The organism is Mucilaginibacter sp. PPCGB 2223 (assembly GCF_001705515.1).
Classification (GTDB): Bacteria; Bacteroidota; Bacteroidia; order Sphingobacteriales; family Sphingobacteriaceae; genus Mucilaginibacter.
On sequence record NZ_MDJS01000001.1, the window covers coordinates 2,001,551 to 2,022,611 of the forward strand.

Sequence of the window (21,061 nt, forward strand, 5' to 3'; positions counted from 1 at the left end):
TCATGAACAAGAAAATTGTCTTCTGGATAACCGCCATTATTATCATTGCTGGGTCCGTCTACCTGTTCTTTGTAAAAAGGAACTCGGTTAATAATAACTTGACTACCGTTAAATTTGGAATGCTACCCTACGGCGATCATTCTCAGGCGATCATTGCCGCAAAAAACGGATGGTTTAAAGAAGTCGGTATTGATTTTCAATACGAATTGATAAAGGTTGAAGCTGTCTTACCAGATCTGAATAATAATCGGCTTGATGTTTCCTCTTGTGCTCCTGGAATCATACTTTCTTCTTATGACAATGCCTCAAATATTTGTATGTTTTCATTCGCTGATGTTTTCCAGGGGTATGCTATCTTGGCGCAGCCAGGCGGTAACTACAAAAACTACCAAGAATTATTAAAATCTGGTTTATCAGATAAAGACGCAATAAAGGTGGCGGTTTCACAACTAAAAGGGAAAACTTTTGCCTACCCGTCTGAAACGGCTATCAAGCCATTTATTGATATTTTGCTTGAAAAGGCTGGTATGACCAGAAGCGATTTTAAATCACTGGTTCAGGATGATGCTATCAATATCAACGCCATGCGGAATCATCAGGCGGATTTCCAGGTCGGTGGCGTACCTTCTAGAATAACACTACAAAAGGAGGGTTATAAGGAAATCGTTAGTTCTATGGATATTGTAAAGGCCGCTATGCCATCACCCGATTCCAAAGAGCTATCCAGCGTTTTTAATGACGGCTGGGCAATAACGAAAACTTATTATGATTCCCACCGGGAGACAGTACTTCGATTAGCGTCAGTTAATTTTCGGATCAATGATTTCATTTTGCAACATCCTTCACAGGCCCTTGCTATTCATATGCCATATCTTAGCCAGATTACTGGGGAAAAATACACCACTGAAGATGGAACGGTAATTTACGATCACCTAGATCCATTTTACAATTTTGCGGCTCAGCGCTCTTGGTTTTTTAATGATAAGGACCCCTTGTATTATAAGAACCTCTATGGCAGCATTATCAACAGTTTCAAAAATCAGCATATTTACAAGTCGAAGATTCCCGCAGTTGACGATGTTATCTTTGCGGATGACGTGTACAAGTCGCTAGACAGTTTAAAGAATACAACAGAAAAAAAATTTCTAGCCATCGACAAAAAACCTTTTTTGAAAGAATCTTCGGAGAATAAGGCGAAGTTAGCGGAAGCCCACCACCAATATTCAATCTACAACTATTTAGATGCCGATAAAATTACCGCAGACATCCTTAAATAAGATTAATCGGGAAATATTAAAGTTTGTTCCGGTTGTAGTGTTCCTCTTTCTTTGGCAGGTTTGTTCGTTGCTCTTTGGGGGGACAAATTTTCCAAGCTTGGTAGATATTGCTTCGTCTCTCTTTAATTCAAAAACGGTTGTTGCCATTATCTCCTCACAGGGCGGCGGAGACAATGGTATGTTAGGTCATTGGTTTTTGACCTTTTGTGTTCACCTAGCGGGACTAATTTCCGGAACAGCCTTGGGATTGGCATTTACAATTTTTCTTTTTCTTAAAAAATCAATAAGAAATGTTCTTGAGCCTTTTTTTACGGTAGCAAGAACTATTCCGCCCCTTATTTTCGCACCGTTTCTCCTGCTCATTTTTAATGGTGGAATATTAGCGAATTTTGCAATTGTAGCCATTTATGTTTTTTATGCTGTTGTCGTTTACGGTTTGAATTCCCTTGACCTCGTACCGATGGCATATATAGAGTTGGCTAAGATTCATAATAGTAATGGAAAAAGTATTGTTTTCTATATCTTATTACCCGGAATGCTCCCGCAGTTCTATGGTGGTCTTCGCGTCGTGATTTCGATCAGTCTTGGTGTCTTGGTTGTGGGGGAATATATAGGGCCAGGGGACGGCCTGGGTAAGGTTATGAAATATGCGATGTCCTATTCACGGCTCGATTTGCTAATTGCCGCCATCATTTGTTGCGTCGTCGTGGCTATATTAAACGACCTACTGATCACGCGGTTTTTTAAGCGTTTTATGAAGTGGGATAACTAGTTTACAAATAAAAACTTTCACGGCATCTACTGAATTTCAAGACAATCAAGATTAAATAAGTTTAAGCAATAGCCCATCCTGTGGTTAGAGGGGCTAATACATACGGTACATATCGACAACTTTGCTTTCAATAAAAATGAAAGCATATGTTAAACTCTATTTCCTGGCTGCAATATATTGCCGCCGTTATTTTACTCACAACCTCTTGGTACGCCTACATCGGCCTCCGTTATTTCCAACCGGAGCTCTCACGCTTCCTCCGCATTAAACCTAAATCATCCGGTGCCTTACCTGAAGTAGCTACCGCCCAGCCGGTGATGGCCGTGGCGCGTCCCGAACCCGGAACAAATCTCGCCGAACCTGATGAACTCGTCTTCAGCATCTCCGCCGCAGACGGCATCAGCGACCAAACGCTACCCCAGGGACCCGCCGATGACCTGCTCGCCGAAGCCGAAACCCTCATCAGCGCCTTCACTGACAACAACGACAAACCCGGTTTCCTATCGCTACTCCGTGTATTGATTAGCAAATACGAAGTCTTTGCCGATGAGATCAGCCTGCCGCAACTCATCAGCGCCCTTCAACTCCCCGCCAAAAAACTCCCATTTATCATCCAGGCCAACGAATGGCCCCAAACATTTACCGCATGAAAAAGCTCAAATTAGTATTCGCCCTACTGTTCGTCGCCACGGTCTGCCTGGCCCAGGACGGCAACGCCGGCATCAACGAAGCCACCAACCAGGTCAAAAGCTATTTCTCCACCGGCACCAACCTGATGTACGCCATCGGCGCCATCACCGGCCTGGTCGGCGCGATCAAAGTCTATAAAAAATGGAACGACGGCGAACATGATACGGGTAAGGTTGCTTCCAGCTGGTTTGGCAGTTGTATCTTCCTAGTGGTCGTAGCGACGGTGCTAAAATCCTTTTTTGGAGTATAACCTTGTTGCCTTGCTAAGGACTCTAATAGCAATTTTAAATCCCTTACGTTTAAACCGGGTATCTAATAAATTTCCGGTTTAAACGTTCTTGCTCGCCTTGTATTGACGACACTTCGGGCAATCACAGGAAACGTTCTCTAGTTTTTCAAGTCTTTTGTAACCCTCTAAAGCGACACCCTCCAAAGTTTTCATGTTTTTATAATAGCCAAATGATTCCTTTCGTAATAAGTCAGCTTCGTGCCGTTCTCCTCTGAGCGTGGCCATCGCGCTGAGCATCTGCGTATTAAAGGCCAAACCAAAATACAGCTTGTCATCCAGCAATTGCCTATCTTTCATCGCAATTGCATAATAATGTAGTGCTTTTTTTGCCGCAAAAATACCATAAGACCCTTCTGACCAAGAAGGATAATTTTTATTAAATTCATCATACGTTCGAGCAATCTGTAATACATCATCGGTCGATTTTTGGTATGCGTTTACATATAGTTCATAGGGTTCGAGCATCGGCTGAAATCTATCTTTAAGCAATAAAAATTTTTCTTCGCTACAATACGAATGGTATATTCTTGCAGTAACAATAAGGTCCGGCAAGCAATTGGCATGAAAAAAAAAGCATTCCGTATTGAGGTCTGCCTTAAAAAAAGCCTCCATCGCAATCATTGCTGCTTCGAAATTCGTATTAAAGTCACGTAGGTTTTTGCTAGTAGGATTTTCCACCACTTCAGCGAGCGCTCGTTTCTGTAATGTATAAGATAATAAAGAATAAGCTTTACTATCTATAGTAGCTGCATTTTTTCTAATTTCAATAGCTTCATGCATCAACTTTATTTTTTCTTCACCAGTATATGTAGTCGCCAGGTTATGTAAACTATTCGCTAATAAAGTTAAGCCTGTGACTAATCCATCATTTTTAGGGTTAAAGATTTTAATAGCCCTTTCGAGCGCAGCTTTGGTTTTTTTAAAAAAGACTCTAGCCTTTACTCTATCTACATCCAAGTAAATAGTACCTATGCTGTAAGATATAAAAGCGTCCAAAACATCGCCGTCTTCATTGTAATTTCGAGCATTTTTAAAATGCTTGATCGCTCTTCTATAATCTTTAACTTTATGATAAAAAAAGGCAGCCTGAGAATAGGCCTCATAACTTTTAAAGGTCTTTATTGCATTTTCGTACAGTAAAATTGTTTGATTAATATACGCTGGTTCATTAAAGTTTATCGAAGAAAGCGAGGCTTTTAATAAATATTCCTCCGACAGATCTTTTAAATTTTGATTTATTTGACTGATTTCAGCATGTGTTTGATCCCGTCGTTTTAAAAGGGTTTCTACCTCTGAATCCAACTCCCGATCATTCAGTTTAATTCGAGCTTCATCTATTTTCCCTTCATCAAATAATCGTTTTGCTTCTTTTAACCGTTCTTTGTTCAATGGCACTGCATTGAACATTTTGTAAAGATTATTTATCTCTTCTTTAAACAGCCCAATGCGCTCGTTTAGGGTATTAATTTCACGATTTATTTTTTCCCGATATTCAAGTGCAGATGGAAGACTATTTTCGAGAGCCTCTTGTTTTTCTTTCAATTGTGACAATAGATCGGCATAGTTCTGAGATCGATTTAATATTTGGTTAATGTAAATGTGAGAGTCAACAGCGTTACCTACTGTAATATTGTTCATACCGGTTACTGCTATACTCATCTGATCTTTATTGCTGATTGATTACTATCGTCGAATTCTGAGCAGTGCCAATAGTATTATTTTTGTCGCCCGTAATTTTTTGAAAAAAGCCATTTTCTTTCATTCTGCTAATTTTTTCTTTCAATTGCCCTGTTAAGGCCGGGTCATCCAACAAAATACTCTGTAAATGTGTCTGAGCTTTTACAAAATTCGATTCATCCTCAGGTTTAGACTCAATGTCACTGATTAACTCTTCTTTGTTTTTACTTTTAAAGATAGACTTAATGAAGGGCCAGAATTCATTTCCTGCCTCATCCCCCAAATTATCTATTCCTTGTGCAAGCAACGGTTTAATAAGTGTAATAGCTTCTTTAGCAATATGTAAGGCGTCCATGTCTTAATAAATTTATAAATAAATATAAAAATAATTATCATTAGAATTCCTCTCAAAAAATGAGGTCAATCAATTCATACCACCCTTGGCTGAGGTGTGGAATATACTTTGAGTTGTCTATGCACCTTTGCCCGCATGAGCTACACCATCAATAAAGGCATCAACCGCCCCATCGAATTCAAAGGACTGAAAGCGCAATACATCGGCTACTTAGGAGGCGGCTTGGTCTGTCTCCTTGTGCTATTCGCTATCCTGTATCTAATTGGCCTAGCCGTCTACGCCTGCATCACGATCATCACGGGCCTCGCCAGCCTGCTCTTCTACAAAGTATTCGGCCTCAGCCATAAATATGGCCAGCACGGCCTCATGAAGAAAAACGCGAAGCGCTACCTGCCGACCTATTTGAAATTCAAATCCAGAACGCTATTCTATGAAAAACGCTGAAGATATCTTCCCGATCTATAAGGTCGAATACCAAACCCTGCTGTCCGCACAGGGCGACCTCACCATCGCTTACGAAGTTGTTTTGCCGGAACTCTTTACGCTTTCCAACGAAGAGTATATCGCTTTCCACCAAACCTGGGTCAAAGCCATCAAGCTCTTGCCCAAACACAGTATCTTTCATAAACAGGACTGGTTCACCGAAGATCAGTATGTTGCCAACTTCGGCGACCAAACCTTTCTGGGCCATGCCAGCGAGCGCTTCTCCAACGAAAGGCCATATTTGGCACACCGCTGTTATATCTTTTTGACCAAACGCGCCGTCAACTACAAACCCGTCACCAGCGCGGCCAGCAGTTTGTTGCGTAAACGCATTACTCCGGTGCAAAGCACCTCCGCGGAACTCTTCCGCGACTTTACCGACAGTTGCGGCCAGTTCAAACGCGTATTAGAGGACAGCGGTTTGTTATCATTGCGCCGCCTCAGCGACGATGAACTCACCGGCACTTTAAAAGTCCCCGGCATTCTTGAACAATACTGCTTTTTATTAAATGCAGACGACGCGCCGGTACTCAAAGACATTCACTTTGATCCCCTGAGGATTGGCGATAACCAATGCCAACTCTTTACGCTCGCGGATGCCGAATACCTGCCCGCTCTCTGCGGCCCCCGTATCACCTATGATCCTTACAGCACCGACAGAACTAAGTTCAGCACCGGCTTTGCCAGCCCTGTCGGTGCCTTACTGGACTGCAACCATATCTATAACCAGTATATCTTCATGGAAGACAGTGCCGCTACCCTTAAAAAACTGGAAGCCAAAAAACTGCGCCTGCAATCCCTTTCGGCCTACTCCCGCGAAAACGCCATCGGCCGCGATGCCACACAGGAGTTCCTGAATGAAGCCATTTCACAACAGCGCTTGCCTGTCAAGGCCCATTTCAATATCCTGGCCTGGGGTGATCCCAAAGAAATTAAAAATAAAGTCAGTAGTGCTTTAGCACAATTAGATGCGATACCCAAACAGGAAACGGACGGCGCCCCGCAGATCTGGTGGGCAGGCCTGCCGGGCAACGCCGGCAATTTCCCGATGAACGATACGTTCGACACTTTTACTGAACAGGCCGCCTGCTTCTTCAACCTCGAAACCAACTACCAAAGCAGTATCTCACCCTGCGGTATCCGCTTAGGCGACCGCCTCAGCGGCAAACCATTGCACGTCGACCTCAGCGACGAACCCATGAAGAAAGGCGTCACCACCAACCGCAACAAATTCATCTTAGGCCCATCCGGCAGCGGCAAGAGCTTCTTTACTAATCACCTGTTACGCTCTTACTTCGAACAAGGCGCCCATATTGTCCTAGTCGACGTCGGCCATTCTTATCAGGGCCTCTGCGAATTCGTCGATGGTTACTATTTTACCTATAGTGAAACGAACCCCATATCCTTCAACCCCTTTTATGTCGGTTCCGGCGATACCCTTGATACCGAAAAACGGGAAAGCATCAAAGCGATGATCCTCGCGCTCTGGAAAAAAGAAGACGAGGGCGTACAACGGTCGGAATACATCGCCATCTCTGATGCGCTGTTTCATTATTATGAAAGTGAACCAGAATTTGCCTGCTTTAATTCCTTTTACGAATTTTTAAAAGGCCCTTTCTATGATACCATGAAAGAAAGTAAGGTAAAGGACGCACACTTCGATATCGACAATCTGCTGTTTGTGCTTCGTCCTTACTATAAAGGCGGCGAATATGATTATTTGCTCAATGCCACCTCCAATTTAGATTTGCTTCAACGCCGTTTTATTGTCTTTGAATTAGACAACATCAAAGACCATCCCATTTTATTTCCGGTAGTGACCCTCATCATCATGGAAACTTTCGTTTCAAAAATGCGCAAACTGCCTAAAGATGTCCGAAAGATGATCCTGATCGAAGAAGCCTGGAAAGCCATCGCACGCGAAGGTATGGCCGAATACATCAAATACCTCTTCAAGACCGTCCGCAAGTACTTCGGCGAAGCCATCGTCGTCACCCAGGACATCGAAGACATCATCTCCTCCCCTGTCGTCAAACAAGCCATCATCAACAACAGCGACTGTAAAATATTATTGGATCAACGCAAATACCAGAACGACTTCCCTAAGATCCAGCAACTGCTGGGCATCACCGACAAAGAAACCGCGCTGATCCTGTCCATGAACCGCGCCAATGATGAGCGGTACCGATACAAAGAGGTCTTCATATCGCTTAACGGGCAGCTATCTAAAGTTTACCGCACCGAAGTCAGCCCCGAAGAATACTGGACCTATACGACGGAGTCCAGCGAAAAATCCAAAGTGCAGCGCTATACCCAAACATACGGCGACATCAAAAAAGCGATCGCCGCCATTGTCCGGGAAAGCAGCTAAGCGATCAATACCCGGTACTTTGACCAGTTGTCCGCGATCATCCAACCCAGCACCGCCCATAAAATGAGCGCGATAGGCCAGCCATCCGGCACGATACACAGATGCGTCAATAATACCCCCACCATCACCGGGAAAACAACCAGTACCCCTAAAGGCCTTGTTTTCGGGAACAGTACCAGGATACCACCCGCAATTTCTGCCGTAGCGATCAGCGGCAATAACCAATTGATAGCGACCAAAGCCGCGGTCGCTTTGACCAGCGGCTCCGGCAAATTCCCGGGCACCGGGATATAATTAAAAAACTTATTTAAGCCACTGTTGACCATCATCAGGCCGAACAGCGCGGAGAGCACATTTAAAATCTTTCGTTTCATAGGATTAATTTTGGTGATTGATCATCCAGTTCACGCCATACCGGTCGGTAAATTCGCCGAAATAAGCGCCGAAGAACATATCCGCCATCGGCATGGTCACCTTCCCGCCTGCGGAGAGTTCGGTAAACAGACGGTCCGCTTCTTCCCGGCTTTCCGGCTCGATACAGATGTGCATATTGTTGCCGCTGCTTAGGTTAAAGCCCATTTCTTTTGGCGCATCAGTAGCCATTAAGATATGCCCGCCGGTGATCGGTAACTCGATATGTAATATCATTTTTTTGATCACGTCCGCCACCGGTGGATGGTCTGCGTTTGCAGGAATATCGCCGAACCGCTGGATGCCGCGACCGCTGAATTCAGTTTTAAATACAGACCGGTAAAACAGGAAGGCTTCTTCGGTATTGCCCGGAAAATTCAAATAGGTACATACCCGGGCAGTTTTGCTGGTCTTGTTTTCTTTGCGTAACTGAAACTGCGCAGCAAGATATTGGTCAAGATTCTCCAGCGCCATCGTAAAGCCTTCCTTAAAGCCCATTTGGATGATCATTTCCAGGTCAGCCAGGTTATTGTATCTCGCCGTGATGTTCACGAGTGTCTGCTCACCGGCAGCAGTAAATACATTTTCCCAGTGCGTGCGCGGCATATTGGTATTAACAACACCGTTTTCATCACAGAAAGCATCCAAGCCGCTAAAACTTTGCTGCGGCCTGATCTTTTGGTAATCATTCCTGCACCAGTGCTTTTCGTTTTCTGGGCTGATCATGGCATACAGCCAGGTACCGCCTTCGCGGAAATCCATCGACTTGGTTTGCATCCGGTAAGGTTTTGGCGACCACCACAGGTCAAGGATCTCCGGCTTGGTCCAAGCATCCCAGACCAGGTCCAGTTCGGCGTCGAAGGTTCGTTTTACGTTGACCGTATGATTTTCTTTATCTACGGTGAAATCAAATTGCAGGTTCGGATTCATGAGGGTTGTTTTAGTTGTTTTTTTTCAGTTTGGCCAGTACCTGGTCCAGCTCGTTAAAGCGGCTTTCCCAGATCTTGCGGAACTGGCTCAGCCAATGGTCGATCTCTTTCATTTTGTCGATCTGTAAATGGTAATAGATTTCTTTGCCTTTCTGCTGCTGCGCAACCAGTTCGCATTCCGTCAGGATCTGCAAATGCTTGGAAACCGTAGAACGTGCATTGTCAAATTCTGCCGCTATGGCCCCGGCACTCATGGTCTGCACCATCAGCAGGGCGAGGATTGCCCGCCTGGTCGGGTCGGCGATGGCCTGGAATACATCTCTTCTGGTGATCATCATTTCGTTATTTGACGACAAGTATAAAAACATTTCGTCATATAGCGAAATGTTTTTTTCAAATTATTCGGATATAGACGTTTCTATACGTTTATTCCTCGTTTTTTTCTTGCATTCCACCCCAATTTTGTCCCAGGAGCAGCGCGGTCCGTATCCGCTGCTGCCGTGTTCTTTGACATCTTGGAAAGCCGGGTAATTATTTCGTAAATTTGTTAAACCAGAAAGGAGGTCATCATGATAGAAAATAATAAAGAACTCGACAAGGCTTTAGCCAAGCGTACAGAAGAAATGTATCGTGATGCTTTTGTAAAAGGCATATCGCTGCATTATCATGATGAACGCGTGAAAAAGAAGGGCCAATATGTACAGGCCAATCCTGATGGTTCAGAACAATTGGTGGAGTTTGTATCGGCTGATCGTACTTTTAAGGTCATTAAAGAACTTTGTCCTCCAGGGCAAGGGCACTGGGCCTACCTGTCACCATTGATAGCCCATGGCGGAGCAGCCTGATTTTTATATCATTGCGGGACCTAACGGTGCCGGCAAAAGTACTTTTGGTTCCCTTTTTATTCCACCCGATACTTTTTATTTTAACGGTGATTTGGTATTCGCGGACTTGTGCAAACGCTATCCCCATATTGAGCCAGAACGGCTGGGCGGCGGTGTTGCCGTGCAACTGGAGAAAGACCGTGATGCCGCTTTAGCAGTTCGCGCAAGCTTTGCTTTTGAAAGCAATTACTCCAATCAACTGGCCGTTGATATTTCCCTGTTTTTTAAAGAAGAAGGTTACCGCATCCACCTCATCTATTTTGGGTTGCCTGATCTTATTGACTCGACAGCCAGGGTAAGAAGGCGTGTCGACATGGGCGGCCACAATGTTACCGATGAAACGATCCTGTTTAACCGAGACGAAGGGATCAGGCGTGTTTGCGAGAATCTCAGCCTATACGATACCGTTTCATTTATGGATACATTTGACTTGCTCCCTAAAAGGGCAGCCGTTTTCCGCCCGGGCCAGGGAAGACTTCATATCATCACCGAAGGTATTGAATGGTTTGAGCGTGCTTTCAAACCGCTCATTCAACGGCTGATCGTTAAACAAAAGCTCCAAACTGTTGCCAGGAAACGCCCACGTAAAGGTCGTGGTCCGCGCTTGTAGGAATTCCAAACCAAAATTCATCAAGTAACCCTAAACATTTTACCACCTGTCGATCCAGGGTGGGTAAGGCCTGCTTTTTCCCCGCCAATTTTGGTATATGAAAAAGCTCATTATACCGATCTTATTGTTAATGGCTTGCAATACCAATCACGACGGCCGCTATACCAACCACACACAAGGCCAGTTTTCCATTACTGACGATACGCTGGAAGTCCGCGATACTTTGATCATCGAACATACCGGTTTTCAACGCATCCGCAATGGCGTTACAAGACCAAAGGAGTACAAGACCAAACAACTGTTTGAATTGCATCCGCAGTTCAATGGAAACCAGCTCATCTTAAACAACACCACTTATGAAAAGCTTTAAAATCACCTTTGTGCTGTTGCTGTTGGGTGCTGCAGCCCACGCTCAGTTCGCCGTCGGTTCCGTGCTTAACGCAACGGTTGGCAAAATTATCCGGGCTATCGACCTGCAGGTCCAGAAAGCACAGAACCAAACGATCTGGCTGCAGAACGCGCAAAAGGAGATCGAGAATGAGTTGCACCAGTTACAATTGTCCAATATCGCCGGCATCAGTACGCAGCAAAAGAACCTGTTCACCGAATATTATAAGGAATTGCTTACGGTCAAATCGGCCATCAATGATTATGGACAAATCGTCAATATTATCAGTCGCCAGGAACAACTGGTGAGCTTATACAAAACCTCCTGGTCTATGACCCGGCAGGACGGACACTTTTCTGTGGCCGAACTCCAGCAGATCGACCAGGTTTATAGTGGCATCCTGTTGGAGAGCGCCAACAATTTAGACCAGTTGGCCAAAGTGATGAACTCTTTCCAAACCCAAATGACCGATGAACAGCGCATCGAGATCATTGACCGCCTCGCCAAACAAGTCGATGGTAACTACAACGACCTCAAAAAATTTACGAACCAGAACATCCAATTGAGTATGGCGCGCGCCAAAGACCAGCAGGATGTTCAAAGCATCAAAAATCTGTATGGCATTCATTAAATATCTCCCGCTACTGCTGGCCTTGCCCGCAAAAGCACAATTGTTCGGCCAGGCCAGCAAGCAACAGCAATACTATTTGCAGCAGATCGCCGCGTATAATATGCTACATGCCGAACTTAAACAAGGTTATGGTGTCATCAAAAATGGCCTGGGAGGTATCCGCGACATCAATACCGCCGAACTTAATGCGCACACGGCCTATTATACCTCTCTCAAAACGCCCTCGGCAGCAATCAAAAATAACGGTCAGGTCAAAGATATCCTGAATTACCAAAGTTATATCAATAGCCTGTTCAGTCATATAACCGACCAAAGCGATTACGTACAGAACCTCAAAGCCAAAGTGCTGACGGATTGCAGCCACGACCTGTCCGACCTGCAAAACCTGCTGAGTAACCAGCTACAGATGAGCGATGACGAGCGGCTCAAACAGCTGAATACGATCCATGCCTCCATGCTGGATAAATATGAGTTTACTCAAAACTTCAGCAACCAACTCAAAACGTTGGCCTTGCAACGCCAGCGAGAAACAAATGATGCCCAAACCCTAAACGGACTTTATGAAAACCATTAAGATAAGTATTGTATGCTTGCTGCTGAGTTTGGGCGCCCATGCCCAAAGCAGTGACCTCACGCAATTGATCCTGGACATCGAGAAACTTACGCAATTGAAAGGGATCTTGTCCGATATGAAGACCGGCTATCAAATTGTCGATGGCGGTTACAACCAGGTCAGATCTGTTGCCAGCGGCAATTTCAATTTGCACGCGACGTTCCTTAATGGCCTCAATGCTGTCAGTCCTGCCGTTGCCAATTACGGGCGTGTCGCCGACATCATCTTACAGCAAGCCAATCTCGTTGCGGAATACAAACGCTACCAAGCCTCGTTTCGCCAAAGCGGCACCTTTAATGCTGCCGAACTTGGCTATATGGCCAATGTCTATTCGACGTTATTGCAACAAAGCCTGCAAAACCTGAGTCGATTGACCGATATTTTAATGACAGGTAAACTCCGCATGTCTGATGCCGACCGACTCAAAGCCATCGACAGAATATATGTCGACAGCTCCGACCAATATAGCTTTTTAAAGTCTTTCGACCGCCAGGGTGCCCTGCTTTCCCTGCAGCGGAGCAAAGACCAGAACGATATGCAAACCCTTAAACAACTTTACGGCTTATGAATTTAGCAAACGATATTGGCGGCCTGCAAGGCGTGCTCAACGGTGTCTATAACGACATGCTGCCCCTATGCAGCCAATTGATCGGCGTAGGCCGTGGCATCGCCGGTTTCGGCGCGCTGCTCTATATCAGCACCCGGGTCTGGCGGCAGATCGCCGCCGCCGAGCCTATCGATTTTTATCCTTTGCTGCGACCATTCGCTATCGGCCTGGCCATCCTGTTGTTCCCAAGCCTGATCGCCGTGATGAACGGTGTACTTAACCCGACCGTGATCGCTACCGGTGGTATGGTACAAAACTCTGATACCGCCATCAAAGCTTTACTGGCCGCTAAGGAAGCAGCGGTCGAAAAGACGGATGCTTACCAAATGTACGTTGGCGCGGATGGTGAAGGCGACCGCGATAAATGGTATAAGTATTCCCATCCGGATGACCCCAATGATTCCAAAGAGGGCATGTTTTCTTCGGTTGGGAACGATATGAAATTCGCCATGGCTAAAGCCAGCTATAATTTTCGCAACAGCGTCAAACAATGGATGAGCGAAGTGCTGCAGGTTGTGTATGAAGCAGCAGCCTTATGTATCAATACCATTAGAACTTTTTATTTAATTGTCTTAGCCATTTTGGGCCCATTAGTTTTGGGACTGAGTGTATTCGACGGTTTTCAATTCACGCTCAATACCTGGCTCGCCAAATACGTCAACGTGTTTTTGTGGCTGCCGGTCGCCAATATCTTCGGCGCGATCATCGGCAAAGTCCAGGAAAATATGCTCAAACTGGATATTCAACAAGTACAAAGCGCGGGCGATACCTTCTTTAGCAGCACTGACACTGCTTACCTCATCTTCCTACTCATCGGCACCATCGGCTATTTTACCGTACCGGCAGTAGCCGGTTATATCATTAACCCCGGCGGTGGCAACGGTTTGCTCAATAAGGTCAGTGCGCTTACGACTACGGCCGTCAGTTCAGTGACCCATCATTTCAGCAGTGTGTTCAGCAGCCCGGCAGCGAATACTCCCCAACAACAAAAGATCGACCCTAAAAACTGAATTTATGTTCACGCACCTCAAAAACATCGAAACGGCCTTTCAGTATATCAAGCGCTTCAGCTATCTGCTGATCATCGCCTGCCTGCTCATCAGTTGCTTTGCCCTTTACAAAAGTTATGCTTTTGCATCAGCAGCGAACAGCCACGTGTATATCCTGGCTAACGGTAAAGCCCTCGAAGCCTTTGCCGCTGACCGGAAAGATAATATCCCGGTCGAGGCCCGCGACCATATCCGTATGTTTCATCATGACTTCTTTACGCTCGATCCCGATGAAAAGGTCATCGAAGCCAATATTGGTAAAGCATTGTACTTAGCCGACGAATCTGCCCGTAACCAATATAATGGGTTGAAAGAAAAGAGCTATTACAATAACCTGATCTCCGGCAATATCAGCCAGTCTATCCAGGTCGACAGCGTACAATTGGACATGAACCAATATCCATACTATTTCAAATGTTGGGCGATCCAAAAATTAATACGTTCGACCTCGGCCGTCAACAAATTACTGATCACCCAGGGCTATTTACGAAACGTTAGCCGAAGTGACAATAATCCCCATGGCTTCCTCATCGAGCGTTGGGAAACATTAGCTAACCGTGATACGATACTCAACAAATGAAACTGAAACTCATCTTTTTCGCATCAGTCTATGCCACATTGTTAGGCTGGTCGCTCACCCATAACAACATCAATATCGAACCCGGCAGGATGCCCACATACATCGGCCACAATCTACAAGATCATGGAAAAACAACGCAAATTCTACCTCATGCTCCCGCTGCTCGTGATACCCTTTCTCACCATGGCCTTCTGGGCCCTTGGCGGCGGCAAGACAGCACCACAGCAAACAGCGGCCAAAGGAATCGACACCACCTTACCCCAGGCGCAGTTCAAAGCCGAAAAGCAAGATAAAATGAGGGTTTACCAGGCTTCGTCACGCGATTCCGCACATAATGGTATCAGTCCCTCATTCCTGAAAGCGATGGGCATGAAAAAGGACTCGACCAGTGCCGATGCCAGCGCTGAACGGATCCAAACCCAACTGGCGCAGTTACATCAGCAATTGAGTCAGCCACAGGTACAGCAACCCGCTGAAGCGTCCGACCAAAAGATACAGCAATTGCATCAATTGATGCGCTCGGTCAAAAGTAATCAGCAGGAAGACCCGCAAATGAAGCAATTGAGCCAAATGCTTACCCAAATACAGGCTATCCAAAACCCAGGCTCTGTCAAAGTGCTCAAAAAACCAGAAGACAATACACCCTTTAAAGCCATACCAGCGATCATCGATGGCAAACAAAAAGTAGTGAACGGCGGTGCGGTCAAGCTCAAACTGACCGACTCGGTTATCATCAAAAATCAAACGCTTCCTAAAGGACAGGAATTATTTGGTGTGTGTCAGATCACTAACCAGCGACTGCTTTTAACTATTCAAAACATCAGGTTAAACGAGCAAATTATCCCCGTCAACCTCACCGTGTTCAGCTTAGACGGTATGCCCGGCATTCCCGCACCGGAAGCAGAGCTTAGCGGCGCTGCCAGTAGTGGCGCCAGCGAGGCTGTGCAAAGTATGCAGTTCCTGACCATGGATCAAAGCCTCGGCGCACAAGCCGCGGCCGGTGGTGTGAACGCCGCCAAGGGGCTGTTCAGCAAGAAAGTCAAAAAGATCAGAGTGAAATTAAAAGACGAATACCCGGTATTACTTAAAATCAATAAGTAATGGAACAAGCTGTCAATTTCTATGAACTGAAGACCCAATTGGCGGACCTTGGTTATCATGAACCCGAGGTTGCTGATCAGCTGCGTTCGATCATCTCCCAGGACGAGTTCCACTCCGCTATTGTGCATACCCGGAAAGACGGTGTCAAATTCGAGTTTGAACTGGAGCGAAATGACCAAAACGGATTTGAAATACTGTTTAACTATGCCTGGCTGGATACCGGCAAAGGTATCGTCTCCCGCATATTCGAGTCGGATATTCCCGTCGATAGGGCCATTGAACTTCTATATCAAAAGGTCTTCGACGAGCCCGATCTGGACGGGCCGCTCGACGATGATCATATCTATGAACTGAATTATAAACAACAAAATCAATATACCATGAACACTGAAAATCTAAGTTACCTGCAAAAGCAGCTCCTGAACCTCGGCTTCGGCGAGGGCATGAACAAGGACCTCGAAAAACAGATCAAGTCCAAAGCGCCGGAATTCACCCTGGATTCCACCCAAACTTATAATACTGACCGCGCCGATTATCAATTATATTTCAAGCGCGGCAACGAGAGCGATATGTACTTTTTCAATAAGTACGAGGCCAAAACAGATGGCTTTGACCACACCCAGACCTTTTATATCAATAAGGGAAGTGGCATGACCGCCAAAGAAGCGTATAACCTGATCGAAGGCCGGGCCGTCTATAAAGAGTTGGAAAATAAGGAAGGCGACCGGTACAAAGCCTGGGTCACGCTGGATACGAAGGGGGAAAAGAATGAACAGGGCAATTACAAGATGCAAACTTTCAGTGAAGGCTGGAATTACCGCCCCGAGCGGGCCATCGATAAAATGGACATCGTTGGTATTAACGAACCCGGCGCGCGGGAAAAGCTGATGAAGTCCTTAGAAAAAGGCAACCGACACCAGGTGACTGCGATGAAGGACGGCAAAGAAGTGAAACTATGGCTGGAAGCCAACCCCGCCGACCACCGCGTCAACCTCACCAATTACAAAGGTGAGGCGCAGCAACTGGAACACTATAAAAAGCCGGAAGCGAAACAGCAACAAAAGACCGCGCAGGGCCAGGAGGCTGCGCAGGAAAAAAAGCCCCGGAAAAGTGCTAAAATGAAAGTATAACCTTGAAGCCCCTGAACAGGGGCTTCATTATTTTGATTCCATGAATGTGATCTGCCTCGAAGAAGCCGCTTTTTACGAACTGATCGAAACGGTGGTCAAAAAACTACAGGAAAAAAAAGTCAAGGAAGACTTGTGGGTCTCCGGTACGGAAGTGATGCGGCTGTTACGCATCAAAAGCAAAACCACCCTGCAAAAGCTACGGGATACCGGGCAGATCCGTTATAGTCAATATGGGGTGAAAATCATCCTGTATGAGAAAGCGTCCGTGCTGGAGTTCCTGGAGCGCCACGCCTGTGAAACCTTTTGAATTTAATATCTTTGCGTATGAAGAAATTGATCTGGCCTGTTGCGGCCATTGCCTTAATTTTAGTTTCCTGGGGTGGCGTTGGCCATAAAACCGTAGCGACCATCGCCGAAAACCACCTGAATACCGAAGCCAAAATTTCCATCAAAGCCTTATTAGGCGACCAAAGCATCGCCGACATCGCCTCCTGGGCCGACGAAGTGCGCAACACCCCTGAATACAAATCCACCGGACCCTTACATTATGTCGACCTGCCCTTAGGTTATACCTACGATCAATTCGCCGCCGAGGTCAAAAAACAAGGGTCAGGAAACGTTTATGGTGCCATCCTCAAATACGAAACGGAACTGCAAAGCGACACCACCCGTAATGAAGAAAAAGCCATCGCCCTGAAATTCCTGGTACATTTCATCGGCGACTGTCACCAGCCTATGCACGTCAGCCGGGCCGAAGATAAAGGCGGCAACGATATCAAAGTACAATTCAATGGCCGGAATACCAATTTACACAGTTTGTGGGACAGCGGCCTGATCAGCCGCGAAGGCAAGAGCTTTGACCAGATGGCCAAAGATTACGATAATGCCAGCCAAGACGATATCATCAAATGGACGGGCACTGACCCGATGACCTGGCTCTGGGAAAGCTACCAGTTCAGCACCAAAATTTATGGTGACGTTGAAAAGAACAATACACTGGACGAGGAATATTATAAAGCCAATATCCCCATCGTACAACAACGTATCGAAATGGCGGGTATCCGTTTAGCGGGTGAACTTAATAAGATATTTTCACAATATCCTGTCAAAGGCGTAGTCACTCATATCGGCACTCCCATGTCCGCCAACCTCGCTAAAGAGATCGATATCAAAGATGCCGCACAGCATATGAATGAATGGGTGAGCATTACCGCACAGGCTTATAGTTCACGCAGTATTGGCGAGATGACCTTAGTGAATTTAGGCGCAGCTTATCCTAACCAATTGCTGACCATTGTCTTGAAAGAAGGTGTGGCAACGCTCAAACTTGATGGCAAGAACATTACGGTCAAAGGCAAAGTCATCGAATACAAAGGTAAACCTGAGATCGAGGTGACTGATGCGCAACAGATTACAGTCCACTAAAATTTATTAGAGTACCCGGCGGCACTTCGTAAGCCGGTTTGTTCGGCTCGAATATCCGCGTGTCATAGCGGCCTTCTACCGTGATCTTTTCGCCAAGCACCCGTATCCAGTTACCTTCCCGCAAGCCGATGACCGGTTCGGAGTTTTGGGTGTGAAATTCCCTGATACGTGTTTCCCGCGTTTCACCATTGTGTTTAGATGTTGGATCAGGGTCCAGGTAATGCGGATTCAAATTGAACGGCACCAGCCCCAATGTTTGAAAACTCGGCGGATAAACGATCGGCATGTCGTTGGTCGTTTGCATACTGACCCCGGCGATATTACTGCCGGCACTCGTGCCCAAATAAGGAATTCCTTTTTCCACGGATGCCCTTAGGGCATCCATCAAATCGAGTTCATGCAGTTGTTTGACCAGCAAAAAAGTATTGCCACCCCCCGTAAAAAAGCCAGCGGCATTCCGGATTGCCGTTTGCGGATCTGCATAGGTGTGCAAACCGGTCAGTTTGATATTTAAGGCCGCAAAAGCCTCAGCGGCCTTGACGGTGTAGTCGTCATGCGAAATACCACCGGGACGGGCATAAGGAATAAAGATCACCTCCTGATCAAAAAGTGAACTTATTTCAGAAGTCAGATAGGCTAAGTAAGCTTCACCAAATAAAGACGAGGTACTCGCGAGCAGGATATTTTTCATATTAATTCAAATGGATATAAGCCGCCAGGGGTTTAAGCGAAATAAAGGCCCGGCAACGCACGATCTTGTTCGTGGTATGATCATAGAAAACCTCCGCAAAAAAATTCGGGTGACTGTACAAAGCGACCCGCAGTTCCTTTTCAAAACGCACTTCTATAAAGTTGCCTTGCATGGCTACTGCAGCGCGTTGCTCGTCATCTAAGGCATTGAATTCGTATAAGGTCATGACGCTAAGATAACATAAAATAACATGAGCCATACAGGCAAGTTATTTGAGCCATACAAAAAACCTTAGCCTCTGTATCCTGTTGAACTTTGTGTCATGAAAAATATAACAAGGATACAATTAGGAAATAATGGCCCGCTGGTTTCCAAACTGGGTTTGGGCTGTATGCGCATGTCTTCGATCTGGGGCGGCCCGGCACCAGACGAAAACGAAAGTATCGCGACCATTAACCAGGCGTTAGATAGCGGCATCAACTTTTTGAATACCGGCGATTTTTATGGTGCCGGGCATAATGAAATGCTTATAGGCAAAGCGATCAAAGGCCGCAGAGACGATGCGTTTATCAGCGTTAAATTTGGCGCGATCTTCCACAACGGCCAGCATTTAGGACTCGATCTGCGCCCGGTCGCCATCAAAAACTTTATCAACTATTCCTTAACACGTCTGGGTGTGGAGACCATTGACCTGTACCAACCCTGCCGGATGAATGACAGCGTGCCTATCGAAGATATTATTGGGACTATCGCAGACCTGATCAAAGAAGGTAAGGTGAAACACATTGGCGTATCAGAAATTACTGCTGCCCAGCTACGCGAAGCCAATAGCGTATATCCGATCAGCGCACTTGAAATCGGCTACTCCCTGGCTGACCGCCAGATCGAAACGGAGCTTTTGCCTGCCGCCAAGGAATTGGGTATCGCCGTAGTGGCTTTCGCCAATACTGCTGAAGGTTTATTGACCGGCGAGATGAAAGCCCCCTTAGCCGCGAACGACTATCATGCGCACTTTTCCAGATTTCAAGGGGATAACCTAGTGCGCAATTTGAAGAAAGTGGAGGTCTTGAAGCAGTTGGCCAAAGATAAAGGCGCCACACCCACACAGATTGCCATTGCCTGGGTCAACGTCCAGGGCGAACATATCATGCCCCTCGTCAGTATGAGCAAACGTTACCGATTACCAGAGAACACGGCTGCGATGGACATCCGTTTTAGCGATGGAGAAATGCAGTTATTAAATGATACTTTTGCCATCGGCGCTATCTTAGGCGGCACCTACTTACAACGTTCATGACCAACCCCGCAGAAATACTCCCCGGCGTGATTTTCTACTCTTATCTTTCGGCAGAAAGAAAAGAGAAAGTATGCTTCTGGGACAATCCCGCTTTAGTATTGATGGTTTCCGGGCAATTTGGCCTGGAAACTATCGATCAACGCATTGATATCAAAGCCGGCGAAATGTTGCTCATCGGTAAAAACCAGTTGGGCACGCTCACCAAAAAGCCGACGCCGGGCGAGAGTTATGAAAGCATTGTCATTTCCTTGCAGGAAGATCTGTTGCGCAAGATCGCGCTGGAAGAAAAGATAACAGCAGACAATAAATATGTTGGCCCGCCAAACATCCAAATCCCTTCCAATACTTTTTTGCAAGGATTCTTTCAGTCCATCATGCCCTATGCCCGTAGCCGGACAGAAGTATTAACGGAGGAGATGGGGATGCTGAAAGTGAAAGAAGCGGTTAAATTGTTGCTGCATACCATGCCGGCATTGCGCAATTTCTTATTCGATTTTTCCGAACCTCACAAGATCGATTTGGAGCGCTTCATGCAAAGCAACTATCACTTCAATATCCCGGTCGAAAAATTCGCGCAATTGACCGGCCGTAGCCTGGCCAGCTTTAAGCGTGACTTCCAAAAAACATTTGGTTTTCCACCACGTCAGTGGCTGCAAAACAAACGCTTGACCGAAGCCAAGCATTTGATCGAGCATAAGCACCAGAAACCATCGGCAATTTATCTCGACCTGGGTTTTGAAAGTTTATCGCACTTCTCCAACTCCTTCAAGAAAAAGTTCGGCAAAGCGCCGACAGCCTGAT

Annotated in this window: 27 protein-coding genes; 20 read left to right on the forward strand and 7 right to left on the reverse strand. The window is 46.0% G+C overall.

Annotated elements, in window-relative coordinates; genetic code table 11:
* Nucleotides 1–2: 2 nt before the first annotated feature.
* The 4 genes from BEL04_RS08675 to BEL04_RS08690 all read left to right on the forward strand — a co-directional run bounded on the left by BEL04_RS08675 (nucleotide 3) and on the right by BEL04_RS08690 (nucleotide 2,989).
* The gene (locus BEL04_RS08675; protein WP_066002383.1) at nucleotides 3–1,277 is read left to right on the forward strand and encodes an ABC transporter substrate-binding protein; all 1,275 of its coding nucleotides are present in this window, start codon (nucleotides 3–5) and stop codon (nucleotides 1,275–1,277) included.
* Complete coding sequence (locus BEL04_RS08680) at nucleotides 1,243–2,049, forward strand: ABC transporter permease (RefSeq protein ID WP_066002384.1); 807 nt, start codon at nucleotides 1,243–1,245, stop codon at nucleotides 2,047–2,049. Before BEL04_RS08675 ends, BEL04_RS08680 begins: the two co-directional genes overlap by 35 nt.
* Nucleotides 2,050–2,195: 146 nt before the next feature.
* Nucleotides 2,196–2,699 (forward strand): hypothetical protein, encoded by a 504-nt coding sequence (locus BEL04_RS08685; RefSeq protein WP_066002385.1) that lies wholly within the window; start codon nucleotides 2,196–2,198, stop codon nucleotides 2,697–2,699.
* Complete coding sequence (locus tag BEL04_RS08690; protein ID WP_066002386.1) at nucleotides 2,696–2,989, forward strand: DUF4134 domain-containing protein; 294 nt, start codon at nucleotides 2,696–2,698, stop codon at nucleotides 2,987–2,989. The genes BEL04_RS08685 and BEL04_RS08690 overlap by 4 nt, the downstream gene beginning before the upstream one ends.
* A 78-nt stretch (nucleotides 2,990–3,067) precedes the next feature.
* Here BEL04_RS08690 and BEL04_RS08695 read toward each other — a convergent pair whose 3' ends face one another.
* Complete coding sequence (locus BEL04_RS08695; protein WP_066002388.1) at nucleotides 3,068–4,687, reverse strand: hypothetical protein; 1,620 nt, start codon at nucleotides 4,685–4,687, stop codon at nucleotides 3,068–3,070.
* A gap of 7 nt (nucleotides 4,688–4,694) precedes the next feature.
* Nucleotides 4,695–5,060, reverse strand: a complete 366-nt coding sequence (locus BEL04_RS08700; RefSeq protein ID WP_066002391.1) for a hypothetical protein — start codon at nucleotides 5,058–5,060, stop codon at nucleotides 4,695–4,697.
* 135 nt (nucleotides 5,061–5,195) lie between these two features.
* Here BEL04_RS08700 and BEL04_RS08705 point away from each other — a divergent pair, with 135 nt between their 5' ends.
* Entirely contained in the window at nucleotides 5,196–5,504 is a 309-nt protein-coding gene (locus BEL04_RS08705) for a DUF4133 domain-containing protein (protein ID WP_066002393.1), read from the forward strand.
* A complete protein-coding gene (locus BEL04_RS08710) occupies nucleotides 5,491–7,914 on the forward strand; it encodes a TraG family conjugative transposon ATPase (protein ID WP_066002395.1) in 2,424 nt (807 codons plus the stop codon). The genes BEL04_RS08705 and BEL04_RS08710 overlap by 14 nt, the downstream gene beginning before the upstream one ends.
* Here the strand turns inward: BEL04_RS08710 and BEL04_RS08715 are convergent.
* From BEL04_RS08715 to BEL04_RS08725, 3 genes are read right to left on the reverse strand one after another with little or no spacing between them, the layout of a single operon-like run.
* A complete protein-coding gene (locus BEL04_RS08715; protein WP_066002397.1) occupies nucleotides 7,911–8,288 on the reverse strand; it encodes a DoxX family membrane protein in 378 nt (125 codons plus the stop codon). The two genes, BEL04_RS08710 and BEL04_RS08715, sit on opposite strands and share 4 nt — an antisense overlap.
* Before the next feature lie 4 nt (nucleotides 8,289–8,292).
* Complete coding sequence (locus BEL04_RS24590; protein WP_066002400.1) at nucleotides 8,293–9,255, reverse strand: SRPBCC domain-containing protein; 963 nt, start codon at nucleotides 9,253–9,255, stop codon at nucleotides 8,293–8,295.
* Nucleotides 9,256–9,265: 10 nt separating this feature from the next.
* Nucleotides 9,266–9,589 carry a helix-turn-helix transcriptional regulator gene (locus BEL04_RS08725; protein ID WP_066003574.1) on the reverse strand — a complete coding sequence of 108 codons (324 nt, stop codon included), beginning with the start codon at nucleotides 9,587–9,589 and terminating at the stop codon, nucleotides 9,266–9,268.
* Between the two features lie 234 nt (nucleotides 9,590–9,823).
* Between BEL04_RS08725 and BEL04_RS08730 the strand changes: the two genes are divergently transcribed.
* From BEL04_RS08730 to BEL04_RS08785, 12 genes are all read left to right on the forward strand, one after another.
* Nucleotides 9,824–10,099 (forward strand): hypothetical protein, encoded by a 276-nt coding sequence (locus BEL04_RS08730; RefSeq protein WP_066002401.1) that lies wholly within the window; start codon nucleotides 9,824–9,826, stop codon nucleotides 10,097–10,099.
* Entirely contained in the window at nucleotides 10,083–10,748 is a 666-nt protein-coding gene (locus tag BEL04_RS08735) for a hypothetical protein (RefSeq protein WP_066002402.1), read from the forward strand. The genes BEL04_RS08730 and BEL04_RS08735 overlap by 17 nt, the downstream gene beginning before the upstream one ends.
* A 97-nt stretch (nucleotides 10,749–10,845) precedes the next feature.
* Nucleotides 10,846–11,118, forward strand: coding sequence for a hypothetical protein (locus tag BEL04_RS08740; RefSeq protein ID WP_066002403.1), 273 nt, complete (start codon nucleotides 10,846–10,848; stop codon nucleotides 11,116–11,118).
* Nucleotides 11,105–11,767: a TerB family tellurite resistance protein gene (locus BEL04_RS08745; RefSeq protein ID WP_066002405.1), complete on the forward strand. Its 663-nt coding sequence runs from the start codon at nucleotides 11,105–11,107 to the stop codon at nucleotides 11,765–11,767. The genes BEL04_RS08740 and BEL04_RS08745 overlap by 14 nt, the downstream gene beginning before the upstream one ends.
* The gene (locus tag BEL04_RS08750; protein ID WP_139112965.1) at nucleotides 11,754–12,341 is read left to right on the forward strand and encodes a hypothetical protein; all 588 of its coding nucleotides are present in this window, start codon (nucleotides 11,754–11,756) and stop codon (nucleotides 12,339–12,341) included. Before BEL04_RS08745 ends, BEL04_RS08750 begins: the two co-directional genes overlap by 14 nt.
* Nucleotides 12,328–12,948, forward strand: coding sequence for a hypothetical protein (locus BEL04_RS08755; protein WP_066002416.1), 621 nt, complete (start codon nucleotides 12,328–12,330; stop codon nucleotides 12,946–12,948). The genes BEL04_RS08750 and BEL04_RS08755 overlap by 14 nt, the downstream gene beginning before the upstream one ends.
* Entirely contained in the window at nucleotides 12,945–13,997 is a 1,053-nt protein-coding gene (gene traJ / locus BEL04_RS08760) for a conjugative transposon protein TraJ (RefSeq protein ID WP_083227822.1), read from the forward strand. The genes BEL04_RS08755 and traJ overlap by 4 nt, the downstream gene beginning before the upstream one ends.
* 4 nt (nucleotides 13,998–14,001) lie before the next feature.
* Complete coding sequence (gene traK / locus BEL04_RS08765; RefSeq protein WP_066002417.1) at nucleotides 14,002–14,616, forward strand: conjugative transposon protein TraK; 615 nt, start codon at nucleotides 14,002–14,004, stop codon at nucleotides 14,614–14,616.
* A 123-nt stretch (nucleotides 14,617–14,739) separates the two neighbouring features.
* Nucleotides 14,740–15,717 carry a conjugative transposon protein TraM gene (gene traM, locus BEL04_RS08770; RefSeq protein ID WP_066002419.1) on the forward strand — a complete coding sequence of 326 codons (978 nt, stop codon included), beginning with the start codon at nucleotides 14,740–14,742 and terminating at the stop codon, nucleotides 15,715–15,717.
* Nucleotides 15,717–16,847: a hypothetical protein gene (locus BEL04_RS08775; protein ID WP_066002422.1), complete on the forward strand. Its 1,131-nt coding sequence runs from the start codon at nucleotides 15,717–15,719 to the stop codon at nucleotides 16,845–16,847. The genes traM and BEL04_RS08775 overlap by 1 nt, the downstream gene beginning before the upstream one ends.
* Nucleotides 16,848–16,887: 40 nt before the next feature.
* Nucleotides 16,888–17,154, forward strand: a complete 267-nt coding sequence (locus tag BEL04_RS08780) for a helix-turn-helix domain-containing protein (protein WP_066002424.1) — start codon at nucleotides 16,888–16,890, stop codon at nucleotides 17,152–17,154.
* A 17-nt stretch (nucleotides 17,155–17,171) separates the two neighbouring features.
* Entirely contained in the window at nucleotides 17,172–18,272 is a 1,101-nt protein-coding gene (locus BEL04_RS08785; protein WP_066002426.1) for a S1/P1 nuclease, read from the forward strand.
* Here BEL04_RS08785 and pepE read toward each other — a convergent pair.
* Both pepE and BEL04_RS08795 read right to left on the reverse strand, forming a co-directional pair.
* Complete coding sequence (gene pepE / locus BEL04_RS08790) at nucleotides 18,259–18,963, reverse strand: dipeptidase PepE (protein ID WP_066002427.1); 705 nt, start codon at nucleotides 18,961–18,963, stop codon at nucleotides 18,259–18,261. The two genes, BEL04_RS08785 and pepE, sit on opposite strands and share 14 nt — an antisense overlap.
* A 1-nt stretch (nucleotide 18,964) precedes the next feature.
* Nucleotides 18,965–19,189: a hypothetical protein gene (locus tag BEL04_RS08795; protein WP_066002430.1), complete on the reverse strand. Its 225-nt coding sequence runs from the start codon at nucleotides 19,187–19,189 to the stop codon at nucleotides 18,965–18,967.
* A 96-nt stretch (nucleotides 19,190–19,285) separates the two neighbouring features.
* Between BEL04_RS08795 and BEL04_RS08800 the strand changes: the two genes are divergently transcribed.
* Nucleotides 19,286–20,260, forward strand: a complete 975-nt coding sequence (locus BEL04_RS08800) for an aldo/keto reductase (protein ID WP_066002433.1) — start codon at nucleotides 19,286–19,288, stop codon at nucleotides 20,258–20,260.
* Complete coding sequence (locus BEL04_RS08805) at nucleotides 20,257–21,060, forward strand: AraC family transcriptional regulator (RefSeq protein ID WP_066002435.1); 804 nt, start codon at nucleotides 20,257–20,259, stop codon at nucleotides 21,058–21,060. The genes BEL04_RS08800 and BEL04_RS08805 overlap by 4 nt, the downstream gene beginning before the upstream one ends.
* The last annotated feature ends 1 nt before the right edge of the window (nucleotide 21,061 follow it).